The organism is Rhodococcus sp. NS-SX18, from assembly GCF_057367935.1.
In genome coordinates this window covers 3801179-3815848 of sequence record NZ_CM170633.1, presented here as the reverse complement: position 1 = coordinate 3815848, position 14670 = coordinate 3801179, and the positions used below count along the sequence as shown (strand labels likewise).

Below are 14670 nucleotides of genomic sequence, written 5' to 3'. Positions count from 1 at the left end.
GTTCAGCGGGTCGGATCGGTCCTTGCACCGCCCGTCCGCTCCGTCAGACTGTTGACGAGTCCGGCGGCGGTCGCGGCGTCGTCGACCACGACCAGGGTGCGCACGCCGTCGCGCCGGTGCAGCACCAGGGCGGGGCCGCCGCGCAGGACGAACCCTCGTGCACCGCGCAGCGGGCCGAGCACCGCCATGCGGTATCCGTAGCCACCGAAGTGTCTCAGCGGTGCCACGTCGGTGACGGAGGCGGAGGCGATGTCACCGAGCGGAGTGTGCAGGTGCGGCCACCCGAACAGTCCCGCGACGGTGACCCCGCGGGCGTCGACGGTGACGCGGATCGAGCAGGTCGCGGCCACCAGCACCGCGAGCAGCACGGCCAGGCCCAGCAGGATCCACAGCCGGGTGAGCACGCCGATCGCGGCGACGAGGCCGATCGCCGCGACCAGCACGCTCGTCGTGACGCTGCCGGTGGCCACCGAGCGGGTCCACACCACGAGTTCGTCTGTGCCGACGGGAATTCGCGGTGCCTCCGCAGCCGGGGGAGCGGCGGGTCCACGCGACCACCGCGGTATCGCCGCGGCGGCGCCGGCCCCGAGGGTGAGGCCGACGCCGAGCGCGGCGAGGAGCGACGTCCCCGGGGGTGCGGCTGCGGCGGCGTCGGCGAGACCCCGTTGCGAGCCGGTCGCCAGCACGATCAGGGTGGTCACGAAAGCGACGGTGCCCGTGACGGTCGCGGCGACCGCGCGGGTGAGGGCGGGGTCGGCGGCGGCAGCCCGGCTGAGACCGAAACCGAGAGCGGCGAACAGCGCACCGAACCCCAGTATCAGTGCGATCGTCGCGGGGAGTCCGGCGAATCCGTCCGCGGCGCCGTCGAGGTTCCAGTGTGTCGCGATCGGATCCGGCAGTTGCGCACGCCAGTTCCTGAGCGCGAGTGCGCCCGCGGCGGCGACGACCAGCGGGGCGACCGTGGAGGCGAGGAGGATGCGGCCGGCTGGGCGCCGGCCGGTGCCGGGATCGTTTGTCATCTGTACTCCGCTCTGATCAGGTCGACGAGGCCGTCGGCGCTCAGGCCGACGCGCTTGGCGTGCGCGACGACCTGAGTGACGGCGGAATGAACAGCGGCATATCCGATTTCGGCGCGATCGGTAACGACCGCACCGCGTCCGCGACGCAGCTCCACCAAGCCTTCGTCGCGCAGTTGCTGATAGCCCCGCAGCACGGTGTGGACGTTGAGGCCGAGCGAGGCGGCCAGGTCGCGTGCGCCGGGGAGGCGCTCGCCCGCCCGGACCTCGCCGCGGGCCACCGCGCCGCGCACGGCCGCGGCCAGCTGCACGAACAGTGGGTCCGGCGAGTTCGGATCCAGTCTGATGAGCACGACACAAGCATATTGTTCTATTTAAAATAGAACAAGTCGGTTACCTGCCGAGGCGCGGGCAGGGCGGTCAGTCGCAGGCCTGCCATCCGCGATGGAGCATGTCGAGGGCCTCGTGCAGCAGCGCGTCCCTGTCGGCGGGGACCGAGGCGGGGATCTGGTGCAGTGCGGCCAACCGGGCGATGCCGTAGACGGTGCCCCACGCGGCCGCGCACCGGCGCAGTACGTCGGCTTCGTCGATGCCCGCGGGTTGGCAGGCCGAGACGGTGTCGTGCAGCAACTCCCAGTAGTCGGCCGCGGCCTGCTGCAGGCGGGGATGGTCGGCCTTGCCGACCGTGGGTCCGTAGGCCAGGTCGTGCACGTGCGGGCTGTCCCGCACGAAGCGCACGTAGGCGCCGGCGAGGGCGTGGAGCCGGTACAGGGGATCGGGGCCCGCGGCTTCGACGGCGGCGGCGGCCCTCGCCGCGGCTTGCTGCAGTCCGGTCCCGGCCACCGCCGCGAGGAACCGGCGCTTGGTGCCGAAGTGCACGTAGGGCGCCTGGTGGCTCACGTCCAGTTGCTGCGCCACCCGGCGCAGGCTGAGTCGCTCCGCGGGCTCCTCGCGCAACTGCTCGAGCGCGGTCCGGAGCAGGCGTTCGTCGAGGCCCTCGCCCGGCCGTCCCGCACCCGGGGCCGCATTGACAGTGTCAACCATGGGGAGGACCATAGCACTTGACAGTGTCAACCGACCGCCGGAGGCGGTGACGACCATGACGCGGAAGATCTCGACCGGAGTGGGCTCGCTGGCTGTGCGGGTGCGGGGGCAGGGCCCGCCCGCCGTGCTGTGGCACAGCCTGTTCGTCGACGAAAGATCCTGGGGCCGAGTGGAAGAGGAGTGGTCGACCGAAAGGCGGGTCGTGTCGATCACCGGTCCGGGGCACGGCGCGAGCGAGGATCCCGGCCGGCGCTACACCACCACCGAATGCGCTGCGGCGGCCGGAACGGTACTCGACGAACTCGGCGTCGACGAACCCGTCGACTGGGTCGGCAACGCCTGGGGCGGCCACGTCGGCATCGTCTTCGCGACCGACGCGCCATCGCGGTGCCGGACCCTGGTGACGCTGGGGACGCCCGTCCAGGCGCTGAACCGGGCGGAGCGCGCACGCACGGTATTCCTCCTCTCCGCCCACCGGATGCTCGGCCCCGTCGGCTTCATCCGCTCGGGGGTGGCGAACGTATTGCTGTCCGCCACAACGAGGGAACGCGATCCGGAGGCGGTCGCCCTCGTCGAGGACTGCCTCGTCCGCGCCGACCGGGCGGCACTGCGCAACGCGGTCGTCTCCATCTCGCTGCACCGCCCCGATCTGACCGGTCGCCTGCCCGGGCTGCCGGTGCCGACCCTCTTCGTCACCGGCAGTGACCACAAGGGGTGGACGCCGGAGCAGGCGCGCGCGGCGAGCCGCCTGGTGCCGCACGCCTCGTGCGCCGTCGTGGACGGCGCCGCGTACCTCGTCCCGCTCGAGGCGCCCGCCGAGACGACGGACCTGATTCGGCGATTCTGGGCGGCGTCGGTGCCGGGGTACACGTGACCTCGGCCGGCGCCGTTCACAGTTCGCGTCGCATCACCGCCCGCGGCCACCGATCCAGACCGTGGGCGGCCTCCTCGCGACGGATCCGGCGCAGGCCCGGACCGAGGTCGTCGTCGCGCACGAACTCGAATCCGAGCCGCCGGTAGTACGGACCGTTCCACGGCACGTCGGCAAACGTGGTCAGTGTCAGCGCGGGCAGCGCCCGAACGCGTGCCCAGGTCGCGAGGTGATCGATCAGGGCCCGCCCGAGCCCGCGGCGCGCGTGCTCGGGATGCACCGACACCTGTCCGACGTGAGCGGTGCCGTCGACGACCTCGGCGAGCAGGTAGGCCACCGGACGGTCGTCACCATCGGTACCCACCCACGCGCGCCCGCCGGTCACGTACGCGCGCAGCTCCGCGAGCGTGGGCGGCGCGTCGTCGGCGACGGCGTCCATGCCGAGCCCGGCGAATGCCCGCCCGGCCGCACGTTCGATGTCCTGCAGCAGCCGCAGGTCAGCCTCGGCTGCCGGACGGATGCGGTCGTCTCGCGGCGGCAGGTCCTTGGCGAAGTACAGCGACGACTCCGAGGAGGCGTACCTGCCGAACCGCTCGGCCAGCGGAACGTACCCGGACGCCGCGTACATCGCGAGCGCCTCGGGCTGCTCGGTGCCGGTCTCGAGCACCATGCGGCGCCGGCCCGCCTCGGCGGCGGTGCGCTCGAGTTCGGCCAGGATCCGTCGCGCCACACCCCGTCGGCGCAGGCCCGCGCGCACGTACATGCGCTTGATCTCGGCGTCGCCGTCGCGCAGCCCGGGGTGCGCCGAGTTCCGTTCCCGCCATCCGCCGATACCGGCCGGGACGTCGTCCAGCGACGCCAGCAGGAAGATGCCGTGGGGTGAATCGAACTCCTGCGGGCGCAGAAGTGTGTGGTCGGGACCGCCGTACCGGCGGACGTATTCGAGTTGCACCTCGTCGACGAGGGATTGCACCGCGGCGTCGTCGAGGGAACGCGGTTCGATGTGCACGCCCGCAGGCTAGCGCGCGGAATACTGGGAGCATGAGCACCGTCGACGGCGGGGTGGACTTCGTGGCTGCTCCGTGGCTCTACCCCGGACCCGTCGCGCCGGGAACGGGCCTGCTCACCCGCGACGGCTACCACCGCGCACGTGCTCGCGCCGAGGTCGGTGCGAGCACCCGCCGGCCCGCCGCGACCGTCGACGGCGCACTCCGGGCCGCCGGCGTCGGCGGCGTCCGGGACCGGCGTCTGGTCGTCGCCGTGGGGTCCAACGCCTGTCCCGCAGGGGTGGCGCGCAAGTTGACCGCCGGAGACGTCGACCCCACCGTGCCGTTCCTGCGCGCGACGGTGACGGGCATGGCGGTCGGGCACAGCGCCCACGTCAGCGTCGCCGGTTACGTCGCGGCGACCGCGTTCCGCCGGCCGGGGGCCCGCACCGCGGTGTTCGCGTCGCTGCTCGACCGGGACCAGCTCGCGTGCCTCGACGCGACGGAGCCGAACTACACGCGCCGTACCGTGACCGCGGACGAGTGCGTCCTCGAGATCGACGGGGGAGGGCGGCCGGTGAGCTTCGACGTGTACGTCTCGAAGTGGGGCACCCTCGCGCCGCCCGGAGGACCGCCGATCCCGCTGCAGACCCAGGAAGGGCTGTTCGGCACGCTGCTGCGCGACTGTGCCGCCTTCGCGGCGCTCGTCGGCCGCCCACCGCACGAGTATCGGTCCGTGATGACGGAACTCGCGGGAGCGGCAGACCTGCGCGCCGCCCTGCGACGGTCGTTCGCCACGTCGGGCTGGGCCGCCCTCAGCGGCTTCGGCGACTGACCGAGGTGTCGGCCGACGGGTGTGGAGCCGCTCGGCCGAGGCGGCGACGACACCGCGAATCGGCCCGCGTCACGACCGGCCCGTCTCCTCCAGACGACGGCGCAGGTGCGCGCGTTCGGGTTCGGTTCCGGCCAGCTCGAGTGCCCGCCGGTAGGCGACGGCGGCCTCGTCGTCGCGGCCGAGCCGGTGCAGCAGCTCCCCGCGGGCCGTGAGATACGGGTGGTAGCTGCGCAGCCGGGGCTCGCCCGCGAGGGCGTCGAGCAGCACCAGACCGGCCTCCGGGCCGTCACGCATTGCCACGGCCGCGGCGCGGTTGACCGCGACGACAGGAGTCGGTGTCAGGGTGGTCAGGACGTCGTAGAGCGCGACGATCTGCGGCCAGTCCGTGGAGGCGACGTCGGCGGCCTCGTCGTGCAGGGCGGCGATCGCGGCCTGCACCCCGTACGGGCCGGGCGGGCCACCGGTCAGTGCCACGGGCACGAGAGCGGTGCCCTCGGCGACGAGTGCGCCGTCCCAGCGTGCGCGGTCCTGATCCGCGAGCAGAACGACCTCGCCCTCCGGGCCGGTCCGGGCGTCGCGCCGCGCGTGGGTCAGCAGCATCAGAGCGAGCAACCCGGTCACCTCCCGCTCACCGGGCAGCAGCCGGTGCAGGATCCGGGCCAGCCGGATCGCCTCGTCGGCGAGGTCGAGGCGCTGCAGGTCCGGTCCGGAACTCGCGGCGTACCCCTCGGTGAAGATCGAGTACAGCACCTGCAGTACGCCCGGCAGCCGCTCCGGCAGTTCGTCCCGGTCGGGCATCCGGAACGGGATGCGGGCCTGCCGGATCTTCTTCTTCGCCCGCACGATCCGCTGCGCCATCGTCGCGGTCGGGACCAGGAAGGCCCGCGCCACCTCGGGTGTCCCGAGCCCGGCCAGGCACCGCAGGGTCAACGCCACCCGGTCCTCGGCCGCCAGCGCCGGGTGGGCGCAGGTGAAGTACAACTGCAGGCGCTCGTCGGGCACGTCGCTGCCGGCCTCGGGGACGGGAGAATGGGCCGCCCGATCCGAATCCACCTGCAGGACGGCCAGCCGGGCGGCGTAGGCCTGATCCCGCCGGAGCCGATCGACGGCCTTGCGCCGCGCCGTCGTCAGCAACCAGGCCCCCGGCTTGGCCGGCACGCCCCGGACGGGCCAGTGCACCAGCGCCGCTTCGATCGCCTCACCGGCGACGTCCTCGGCCAGGTCGAGGTCGCCGAAGCGGTGCACGAGGGCGGCGAGCAACCGTCCCCGCTCCTCCCGGAACACCGCTTCGACGGCCGCGTCGACCCGCGCGCCGGCGCCCGGCCCGTCCGTCGCGCTCACTGCCCGAAGTCGGCGATCGGCCGCACCACGACGGATCCGCCGCCGCGCGCTCCGGGGCAGCGAGCCGCCCAGTCCAGCGCGACGTCGAGGTCGGGCACGTCGACGACGTAGAAGCCGCCGAGAACCTCGCGCGTCTCGGCGAACGGTCCGTCGGTGGTGACGGAACGTGCCCCGTCGGGACCGACCTGCACGGTCGTCGCGGTGGTCAGGTCTGCGAGCGATTCCGAGGCGACGACGACTCCGGCCTCCTGGATCTCCTTGTCGAAGACCATCCACTCCTCGACGGTGCACTGGTCGCCCGCCTCGGCCGATGCGGCGTTGATCAGCATCATGTACTTCATGGGGAGCCCTTCCGTGGGTGGTTGTGCCGTGCGGCAGGGTTGCCGTACGACATGACGACGAACGGGACACGCGCGGATCGACAGGGCGACGGTACGTTCCCGTGAATGCGAGGGGGGAGGAATCCATGAGTGTGCCGCGACGGCTCGCCGCCCTCGTCTCGATCGTCGCGACGGTGCTCGGGCTCACCGCGCTGATCGCCTCCGCGACGGACGTGGAGAGCAACGCCGTGATCGCGTGGGCGTCGCTGGGGCCGTATCTGCTGCTCGGGACGGCGGCCGGTGCGGTCGTCGCCGCGCTCGCCCGGCGCCCGGTTCTGCTGGCCTCGGCGCTCGTCGTCGTCGCCGCCGGAGCCTGGACCCTGGGACCGTTGTACGTGCCTGGCGTCCGGGGTGACCGGCCGGCCTCGACTTCCGGTCCCACGATCCACGTGATGCAGGCCAATCTCATGGTCGGGCAGGCCGATCCGGATGCGCTGGTCCGGACGGTGCGCGAGCGGCGGGTCGACGTCCTGACCGTGCAGGAACTGACCGGGGACGCGGCGGCCGCGCTGCAGGTCGCGGGGCTCGACCACCTGCTTCCGCACCGCTTCCTCGCCCCGACGCCGACCGGCGGTGCGGGCGCCGGGATCTACAGCCGGTTTCCCCTCTCGGCGGGCCGCACGCTCGACGGGTTCGGGCCGACGAACCTGACCGCGGTTCTGGACACCGGCCCCGGGCGGCCGCTGATCCTGTACGCCGTGCATCCCGCGCCCCCGTACCTGACACCTGCTCCGGCGTGGGCAGCCGAGCTCGAACGCCTGGACGAGGAACTCGAGTCGGTGACCGGCCCGGCGCCGGTCGTGGTCAGCGGGGACTTCAACGCGACGTACTCGCACACCCGCTTCCGCGACCTCCTCGACTCCGGGTACGTGCTCGCCGCGGACCGGGTCGGCGGCGGGCTCGTGCCGACGTATCCGGCGGACCGCCGCTACCCGGCCGTCGTCGGGATCGATCACATCCTCACCCGGGGCGCCACGGCGATCTCCCTCGACCGGATCGAACTCCCGGGTTCCGATCATCACGGTCTCGTCGCCGCCGTCCAGCTCCCGCCGCCGTCCGGCGACGAGAGTTCCGGAGCCGGCGGATAGCGTTCTCACCGCACGACCCGCAGCCGGATGTCCGTCGCGCCGGGCCCCGAGGTCGTGCCGAGACGTTCCAGCGCGGGCGGGGTTCCGCCCGGGCGGTCGAACAGCCGGACACCGCCACCGCCGGGGCCGGCGATGAATCCGTCGATCGACGTCGTTGCCGAGTACAGCAGCTTGCTCATGGTCCACCTTCCGCCGCGGCGTCTCGATTCTGTCCGTACCGACCGCCGAACGGGCGAATACTCGTCGCGGGGTCCCGGTGGTCACGCGAGTCGGACCGCGAGCTGCCCTGCATGAGGGCTTCGCGCCGCAGGACGTCGAACGGCAGCTCGGGTCCCGCGGACCCCGGCCCGGACGAACGCGCTGCTCAGCGCGTCCACCGGCAGGGGGTGATGGCCCGGGTCGAGCGCGCACTCGCCACTGCCGGCGGCGACCCGAAGGGCGCACCCCTACCATCGGACCGGTGACCCGCGACCTCGCCACCGCCTACTGGCCCGACATCGAACCGGGCCGGGCGACGGTCGCGGTTCCCGTCGGCGCGCTCGAACAGCACGGGCCACACCTTCCGCTCGACACCGACACCCGGATCGCCCGGGCGCTGACGGCCGCCCTGCCGGGTGTGCTCGTCGCGCCGGCCCTCGAGTACGGGGCCAGCGGCGAGCACGAGGGCTTCCCCGGCACCGTCTCGCTCGGCGCCGAGGCGATGGAGACCGTCTTCGTCGAATACGGACGTTCGGTGTGCCGGTGGGCCGCGCGCCTGCTGTTCGTCAACTGGCACGGCGGCAATGTGCCCGCACTGGCCAGGGCGGTGTCCCGGTTGCGGTACGAGGGCCGCGACGTGGCATGGCTGCCATTCGCCGTCCCCGGCGGCGACGCCCACGCCGGCGTCACCGAGACCAGCCTCCTGCTGCATCTGGATCCGCACGTGGTGGACACCGCCCGTGCCGAGAAGGGAAACACCGGCACCCTCACCGACCTGATGCCACGAATGCGCGCGGGCGGTATCGTCGCCGTGTCCGCGAACGGCGTGCTGGGGGATCCGACGCCCGCGAGCGCAGCGCAGGGGGCACGATGGTTCGCCGAACTCGTCGATCGAGCGGCGGCACAGACGACCCGGTGGGAGCCGGATGCGAAAGGAAGACTCCGTTGACGAGCACGGCCCGACTGCCCGACGGATTCGGCGTCCGTATCGATCCGCGGGTACGCGCCTACTCGGACGGTCGCGTCCTCATCGGCGGCTCACCCACCCGCATGCTCAAGCTCGCCCCCGCCGCCGCGGCCATGATCGGTGACGGCTACGTGAAGGTCGTCGACTCGCAGACCGCCGTCGTGGCGCGACGCCTGCTCGACTCCGGCGTCGGAAACCCCCGTCCCACCGCGTTGCCCGCCACCTCCGACGTCACCGTCGTGATTCCCGTGAAGAACAACCCGGCCGGGCTCGAACGCCTGCTGGCCGCCGTGGAGGGCCTGACGGTGATCGTCGTCGACGACGGCTCCGACGCCCCGTTGCCCGTCCCGGACAGGGACTCGGTCCGGGTGCTGCGGCACGAGCGGTCCCGCGGCCCGGCCGCGGCACGCAACACCGGACTGCGCGCCGCCACGACGCCGTTCGTCGCCTTCCTCGACTCGGACGTGGTGCCGCGCAAGGGCTGGCTCGAGGTGATGCTCGGGCACTTCTCCGATCCGGCGGTGGCGCTCGTGGCCCCGCGCGTCGTCGCGCTCGAGCCCGACAAGGGCGCCCTGGGACGCTACGAACACGCGCGCTCGTCGCTCGATCTCGGCCGCCGCGAGGCCGCCGTCAAGTCCGGCAGCCCGGTCTCGTACGTACCGAGCGCGGCGATCATCGTCCGTCGCGATGTGCTCACCGCGACCGGCGGATTCGACGAGACCATGCACGTCGCCGAGGACGTGGACCTGTGCTGGCGGCTGCAGGAGGCCGGCTGGCGGCTGCGCTACGAACCGGTCGCGCACGTGGCCCACGACCACCGCGTCGGGTTCCGGAAGTGGTTCACCCGCAAGGCCTTCTACGGCACCGGCGCGGCGCCTCTCGCGAGCCGGCACCGCGGTTCGGTGCCCACCATGTCGATGTCGGGGTCGATGCTGTTCGCGTGCGTGGCCGCCGCGAGCCGCACCCGCCTCGGCGCGGTCGGCGCGGTCGCGTCGCTGTCGGTGACGATGCTCCGCCTGCGCCGGATGTTCGCCGAACTCGACCAGCCGACCCGGATCGCGGCGGTCCTCACCGCGCAGGGCTTCGCGGGCGGAATGTGGCAGGTCGCCTCCGCGCTGTGCCGGCACTACTGGCCGGTCACGTTCGTCGCCGCCGTGGTCTCGCCGAAGGTGCGTCGCGCGGTCCTCGGCTTCGCCGTCGCCGAGGGGCTGTGGGACTGGTACGGCCACCGCGAGGACGGCGGCCTCGACCCCCTGCGCTACGTGTTCTACAAGCGTCTCGACGACATCGCCTACGGCGCCGGCCTCTGGTGGGGTGCGGTCGTCGCCCGGGATCCGGCGGCGCTCGCGCCCCGCATCCAGGGCTGAGCGGGGTGTCCGCGCCGCCGTACGCCGACGTCGTCGTCGTGGGCGGCGGCAGTTGCGGCTGCGTGCTGGCCGCCCGGCTCAGCGAGGACCCCGACCGGACGGTCCTGATGCTCGAGGCCGGTCCGGGTTACCGCTCGACTCCGGGCACCCCGCCCGCGGTGCTCGATGCGACCGTCCTGCCGGTCGGGCCGGACAGCCCGTGGACCTGCGCCTACCCGGCCCGGCTGACCCGGCGTCGCCCGTCCGTCGTCGCCCGTGGCCGGCTGCTGGGCGGGTCCGGCGCGGTGAACGGGGCGTACTTCGTGCGGGCCCGCCCGGACGACTTCGAAGCCTGGCCACCGTCCTGGTCGTTCGATCGGGTGCTGCCGCATTTCCGCGCCACCGAAACCGATGCCGACGCCGGGACGGGTGTGCACCGTCGCTGGCACGGCGCGACCGGTCCCGTGCCCGTCGCCCGTACGCCGTGGGCACAACTGCACCCCGTCGGTTCCGCGTTCCACGACGCGGCGCTCGCCGCCGGGCACCGTCGTGTCGACGACCTGAACGCGCCCGGGCCGGACGGGGTGGGCCGCGTCCCCCTCAACATCCGCGACGGGATGCGCGTCGGTCCCGCCCACGCGTACCTGCTGCCCGCCCTGACCCGGCCGAACCTGACCGTGCGCACCGGAACCCGCGTGCGCCGGGTCGTGCTCTCGGGATCGCGCGCGGTCGGCGTCGAGACCGAGGACGGCGAGACCGTCGACGCCGGCCACGTGGTGCTCGCCGCCGGTGCGATCGGCTCCCCACAACTGCTCATGCTCTCCGGAATCGGCTACGGCGCCGAGCTCACCCGCCACGGCATCACCCCGCGGATCGAGATTCCCGGAGTCGGGACGGGTTTCACCGACCATCCGGAGATCGCCGTCCCCTACCGGTATCGCGTCCCGCAGCCCGGGCCGGCCCCGGTCCTGCAGGTCGTCCTGCACACCGGCAATCTCGAGACGCGCCCCTACACCGCACCGTTCGCCGCGTCCGTCCCCGGCAGCGGCGTCGCGGATCCCGTGCTGGGAGTGGTGCTGACCCGTCCCCGCAGCCGCGGCACGATCCGCCTCGATCCGGCCGACCCGACGCGGTCGCCGATGCTGGACTACCGCTACCTCGAGGACCCGGCCGACCGTGCCGACCTGCGCCACGGGGTCGCGCACGCTGCGCAGCTGCTCGCGGCGATGCCGGAGGTCGTGGACCGGACCGGTTTCGATCCCGATGCGTTCGACCCCGACGACGCGTGGCTCGAACGACACCTCGGGACGTCGCTGCACCTGTCCGGGAGCTGCCGGATGGGCACCGACGACACGGCCGTCGTCGACGACCGATGCCGGGTGCACACCACCGAGGCACTGAGCGTCGTGGACACGTCCGTGTTCCCGCAGGTGCCCGGCCGCGGACCGCACGCGACGGCAGTGATGCTGGCGGAGCGGGTGGGCACCCGGACCGACTTGTGACTCGGGTTACAGTTGTCCGGAGGAGGAACCGGCAGATGAGCAGCACCGCATGACCGACGAACGATCCGGCTCGGCCAACCCCTGGGTGGCGCTGCGGCCCGGTGACGACCCGTCGCAGCTGGCGCAACGCGTGTCGTCGGCGCACAGTTCGTTCCTCGACGCGGCCGACGCGTCGGTCGTGCCGGCCTCCGTGCGTTCGGTGGTGCGCGAATCCTGGCTGCGCAGCCGCCGCAACGGGATCAGTCCCGACGCCGTCGAACAGCCGAGTCTGCTCACCGGCCTGGATCTCGAGCGGTACCGGGCCGGGCACCCGATGGCGCTGATCCGTCCCGTCGTGCGCAAGCTGCTCGTGGAGGACGCCGCCGACAGTGGGCTGCTCGTGGCCATCAGCGACGAGCAGGGCCGGTTGCTGTGGGTCGAAGGCGACCACGCGGCCCGCGACCGGGCACTGTCGATGAGCTTCGTCGAGGGGGCCGACTGGAGCGAGGAGCGGGTGGGCACCAACGCGCCCGGCACCGCGCTCGCCGTCGACCACTCGGTCCAGATCGTGGCCGCCGAGCACTTCAACCGCACCGTGCACGAGTGGAGCTGCTCGGCCGCGCCGGTGCACGACCCGAGTACCGGGCGCATCCTCGGCGCCATCGACATCACCGGCGGTCTGCGTGTCGCCGCACCGGAGGTGCTGCAACTCGTGCGGGCCACGGTCGCCGCCGCCGAGTCGGAGCTGCGACTGCACCTGCTCAGCTCCCCGCGGTTGTTGTCGGCCGCTCGGACGAGCCTCGACACGTTCGGGTCCGGCCGGCCCACGTTGCACCGTGACGGCGAGCGGATTCCGCTCTCGCAGCGGCATGCCGAGATCCTGCTGCTGCTCGCCGAGCATCCCGAGGGTCTGAGCTCGGACCGGCTTGCGGTGCTGCTCGACGAGTCCGAGCTCGACTCCGTCACCATCCGTGCCGAGATGTCGCGGCTGCGCAAGGTGTTCGGATCCGAGGGTCTCGGTTCCCGTCCGTACCGTCTTCTGGGCGAACTCGTCACCGACGTCGCGGAGGTCCGCGGTGCGCTCGACCGCGGTGATGTGGCGACGGCGGTCCGCCTGTACGCCGGGCCGGTGCTGCCCGGATCGGTCGCGCCCGGTGTCGAGGAGATCCGGGACGAGCTGCGCGCCCGGGTGCAGGCGGCACTGCTCCGCGCCGGCGACGCCCAGTTGCTCGCGCGGTGGACGGCCTCGGTGCACGGGCGCGACGACATCGCGGCGTGGGAGGCGTACCTGACCACCCTCGATCCGCACTCGACACTGTTCGCCCAGGTCAAGGCCCGGATCGAGCTGCTGGACCGGCAGCTCGGCATCTGAGGTCGTAGCTACGCAACGTAGTTGCAACCCACCGGTTCGTAGTGTTCCGGATCACACGCCCCGTATGGGGTGTGCCAGACCATCCGAGGAGTGAACACCGATGACCGTGTACGCCCGTCCCGGCTCGCCCGACGCCCTGATGTCCTTCCAGTCCCGCTACGACAACTGGATCGGCGGCCAGTGGGTACCGCCTGTGAAGGGTCAGTACTTCGAGAACGTCACCCCGGTCACGGGACAGCCGTTCACCGAGGTGGCCCGGTCCACCGAGGAGGACATCGAGCTGGCCCTCGACGCCGCCCACGCCGCCGCGCCGGCCTGGGGCAAGACCTCCGTCGCCGAGCGGTCCATCCTGCTCAACAAGATCGCCGACCGCATCGAGGAGAACCTCGAGTCGATTGCTCTCGCCGAGACCTGGGACAACGGCAAGCCGATCCGCGAAACCCTCAACGCCGACATCCCGCTCGCCATCGACCACTTCCGCTACTTCGCGGGCGCGATCCGTGCGCAGGAGGGCTCGATCTCCGAGATCGACTCCGAGACCGTCGCCTACCACTTCCACGAGCCCCTCGGCGTGGTCGGTCAGATCATCCCGTGGAACTTCCCGATCCTGATGGCGGTGTGGAAGCTCGCCCCGGCACTGGCCGCCGGCAACGCGGTCGTCCTCAAGCCGGCCGAGCAGACGCCGGCCTCGATCCTGCACCTCATCTCCGTGATCGGCGACCTGCTGCCCCCGGGCGTGGTCAACATCGTCAACGGCTTCGGCGTCGAGGCCGGCAAGCCGCTGGCGTCGAGCCCGCGGATCCGCAAGATCGCGTTCACCGGCGAGACCACCACCGGCCGCCTGATCATGCAGTACGCCTCGCAGAACCTGATCCCGGTCACCCTCGAGCTCGGCGGCAAGAGCCCGAACATCTTCTTCTCCGACGTGCTCTCGGCCAACGACGACTACCAGGACAAGGCACTCGAGGGCTTCACGATGTTCGCCCTCAACCAGGGCGAAGTGTGCACCTGCCCCTCGCGCTCGCTGATCCAGCAGGACATCTTCGACGACTTCCTGTCGCTGGCCGCGGTGCGCACGAAGGCCGTGCGCCAGGGTGATCCGCTCGACACCGACACGATGATCGGTGCGCAGGCCTCGAACGACCAGCTCGAGAAGATCCTGTCCTACATCGAGATCGGCAAGAGCGAAGGCGCACAGGTGATCACCGGTGGCGAGCGCGCCGACCTCGGCGGCGACCTGTCCGGCGGCTTCTACGTCCAGCCGACGGTGTTCAGCGGCCACAACAAGATGCGCATCTTCCAGGAGGAGATCTTCGGACCGGTGGTCTCGGTGACCTCCTTCCGGGACTTCGACGACGCCATCTCCATCGCCAACGACACCCTCTACGGCCTCGGAGCCGGTGTCTGGTCCCGCGACGGCGGCGTCGCCTACCGGGCCGGCCGTGCCATCCAGGCCGGCCGGGTGTGGACCAACACCTACCACCAGTACCCGGCGCACGCGGCGTTCGGCGGCTACAAGCAGTCCGGCATCGGCCGCGAGAACCACCACATGATGCTCGACCACTACCAGCAGACGAAGAACCTCCTGGTGTCCTACGCCCCGAAGGCCCAGGGCTTCTTCTGATCAGGCCCGGCACCTGTCACGTCACCCCCCCTGCGACGTGGCAGGTGCCGTTCCCATTCCGCCCCGCCCCGAGTCGAGCGAATGTATCGTTCACTCGATCAGTCGAGGTGAGCGACACGTT

Annotated in this window: 15 protein-coding genes; 8 read left to right on the top strand and 7 right to left on the bottom strand. The window is 72.2% G+C overall.

The genetic code is table 11. From position 1 onward, the window contains the following. Positions 1-2: 2 nt before the first annotated feature. The 3 genes from AC2IPW_RS17360 to AC2IPW_RS17350 all read right to left on the bottom strand — a co-directional run bounded on the left by AC2IPW_RS17360 (position 3) and on the right by AC2IPW_RS17350 (position 2060). Positions 3-1019: a DUF1648 domain-containing protein gene (locus AC2IPW_RS17360; RefSeq protein WP_486375269.1), complete on the bottom strand. Its 1017-nt coding sequence runs from the start codon at positions 1017-1019 to the stop codon at positions 3-5. Next, positions 1016-1369, bottom strand: coding sequence for a GntR family transcriptional regulator (locus AC2IPW_RS17355; RefSeq protein ID WP_486375268.1), 354 nt, complete (start codon positions 1367-1369; stop codon positions 1016-1018). The genes AC2IPW_RS17360 and AC2IPW_RS17355 overlap by 4 nt, the downstream gene beginning before the upstream one ends. 67 nt (positions 1370-1436) lie before the next feature. Then, positions 1437-2060, bottom strand: coding sequence for a TetR-like C-terminal domain-containing protein (locus AC2IPW_RS17350; protein ID WP_450120567.1), 624 nt, complete (start codon positions 2058-2060; stop codon positions 1437-1439). 55 nt (positions 2061-2115) lie between these two features. Between AC2IPW_RS17350 and AC2IPW_RS17345 the strand changes: the two genes are divergently transcribed. Further along, positions 2116-2934 carry an alpha/beta fold hydrolase gene (locus AC2IPW_RS17345; protein ID WP_486375267.1) on the top strand — a complete coding sequence of 273 codons (819 nt, stop codon included), beginning with the start codon at positions 2116-2118 and terminating at the stop codon, positions 2932-2934. A gap of 16 nt (positions 2935-2950) precedes the next feature. Here the strand turns inward: AC2IPW_RS17345 and AC2IPW_RS17340 are convergent, their stop codons facing one another. Then, complete coding sequence (locus AC2IPW_RS17340) at positions 2951-3940, bottom strand: GNAT family N-acetyltransferase (RefSeq protein ID WP_486375266.1); 990 nt, start codon at positions 3938-3940, stop codon at positions 2951-2953. Positions 3941-3972: 32 nt separating this feature from the next. On the opposite strand from AC2IPW_RS17340, the gene AC2IPW_RS17335 reads away from it, so the two are divergent. Next, complete coding sequence (locus tag AC2IPW_RS17335) at positions 3973-4752, top strand: hypothetical protein (RefSeq protein WP_486375265.1); 780 nt, start codon at positions 3973-3975, stop codon at positions 4750-4752. 69 nt (positions 4753-4821) lie between these two features. On the opposite strand, the gene AC2IPW_RS17330 is transcribed toward AC2IPW_RS17335, so the two are convergent. Beyond that, entirely contained in the window at positions 4822-6093 is a 1272-nt protein-coding gene (locus AC2IPW_RS17330) for an RNA polymerase sigma factor (RefSeq protein WP_486375264.1), read from the bottom strand. Beyond that, entirely contained in the window at positions 6090-6434 is a 345-nt protein-coding gene (locus AC2IPW_RS17325) for a YciI family protein (RefSeq protein ID WP_003937362.1), read from the bottom strand. Before AC2IPW_RS17325 ends, AC2IPW_RS17330 begins: the two co-directional genes overlap by 4 nt. Before the next feature lie 125 nt (positions 6435-6559). Between AC2IPW_RS17325 and AC2IPW_RS17320 the strand changes: the two genes are divergently transcribed. After that, positions 6560-7561: an endonuclease/exonuclease/phosphatase family protein gene (locus tag AC2IPW_RS17320; RefSeq protein WP_486375263.1), complete on the top strand. Its 1002-nt coding sequence runs from the start codon at positions 6560-6562 to the stop codon at positions 7559-7561. A 5-nt stretch (positions 7562-7566) separates the two neighbouring features. Here the strand turns inward: AC2IPW_RS17320 and AC2IPW_RS17315 are convergent, their stop codons facing one another. Next, positions 7567-7740: a hypothetical protein gene (locus AC2IPW_RS17315; RefSeq protein ID WP_486375262.1), complete on the bottom strand. Its 174-nt coding sequence runs from the start codon at positions 7738-7740 to the stop codon at positions 7567-7569. Positions 7741-8021: 281 nt separating this feature from the next. Here AC2IPW_RS17315 and mftE point away from each other — a divergent pair, with 281 nt between their 5' ends. The 5 genes from mftE (at position 8022) to adh (ending at position 14549) form a co-directional block, all read left to right on the top strand. Next, on the top strand, positions 8022-8708 hold the full coding sequence (mftE, locus tag AC2IPW_RS17310) for a mycofactocin biosynthesis peptidyl-dipeptidase MftE (RefSeq protein ID WP_486375261.1): 687 nt from the start codon (positions 8022-8024) through the stop codon (positions 8706-8708). Further along, positions 8705-10093: a mycofactocin biosynthesis glycosyltransferase MftF gene (gene mftF, locus AC2IPW_RS17305; protein WP_486375260.1), complete on the top strand. Its 1389-nt coding sequence runs from the start codon at positions 8705-8707 to the stop codon at positions 10091-10093. Before mftE ends, mftF begins: the two co-directional genes overlap by 4 nt. Positions 10094-10098: 5 nt before the next feature. After that, on the top strand, positions 10099-11574 hold the full coding sequence (mftG, locus tag AC2IPW_RS17300; protein WP_486375259.1) for a mycofactocin dehydrogenase MftG: 1476 nt from the start codon (positions 10099-10101) through the stop codon (positions 11572-11574). A gap of 49 nt (positions 11575-11623) precedes the next feature. Next, entirely contained in the window at positions 11624-12925 is a 1302-nt protein-coding gene (locus AC2IPW_RS17295) for a helix-turn-helix domain-containing protein (protein ID WP_003937357.1), read from the top strand. Positions 12926-13025: 100 nt separating this feature from the next. After that, positions 13026-14549, top strand: coding sequence for an aldehyde dehydrogenase (adh, locus tag AC2IPW_RS17290; RefSeq protein ID WP_003937356.1), 1524 nt, complete (start codon positions 13026-13028; stop codon positions 14547-14549). Positions 14550-14670 lie beyond the last annotated feature (121 nt).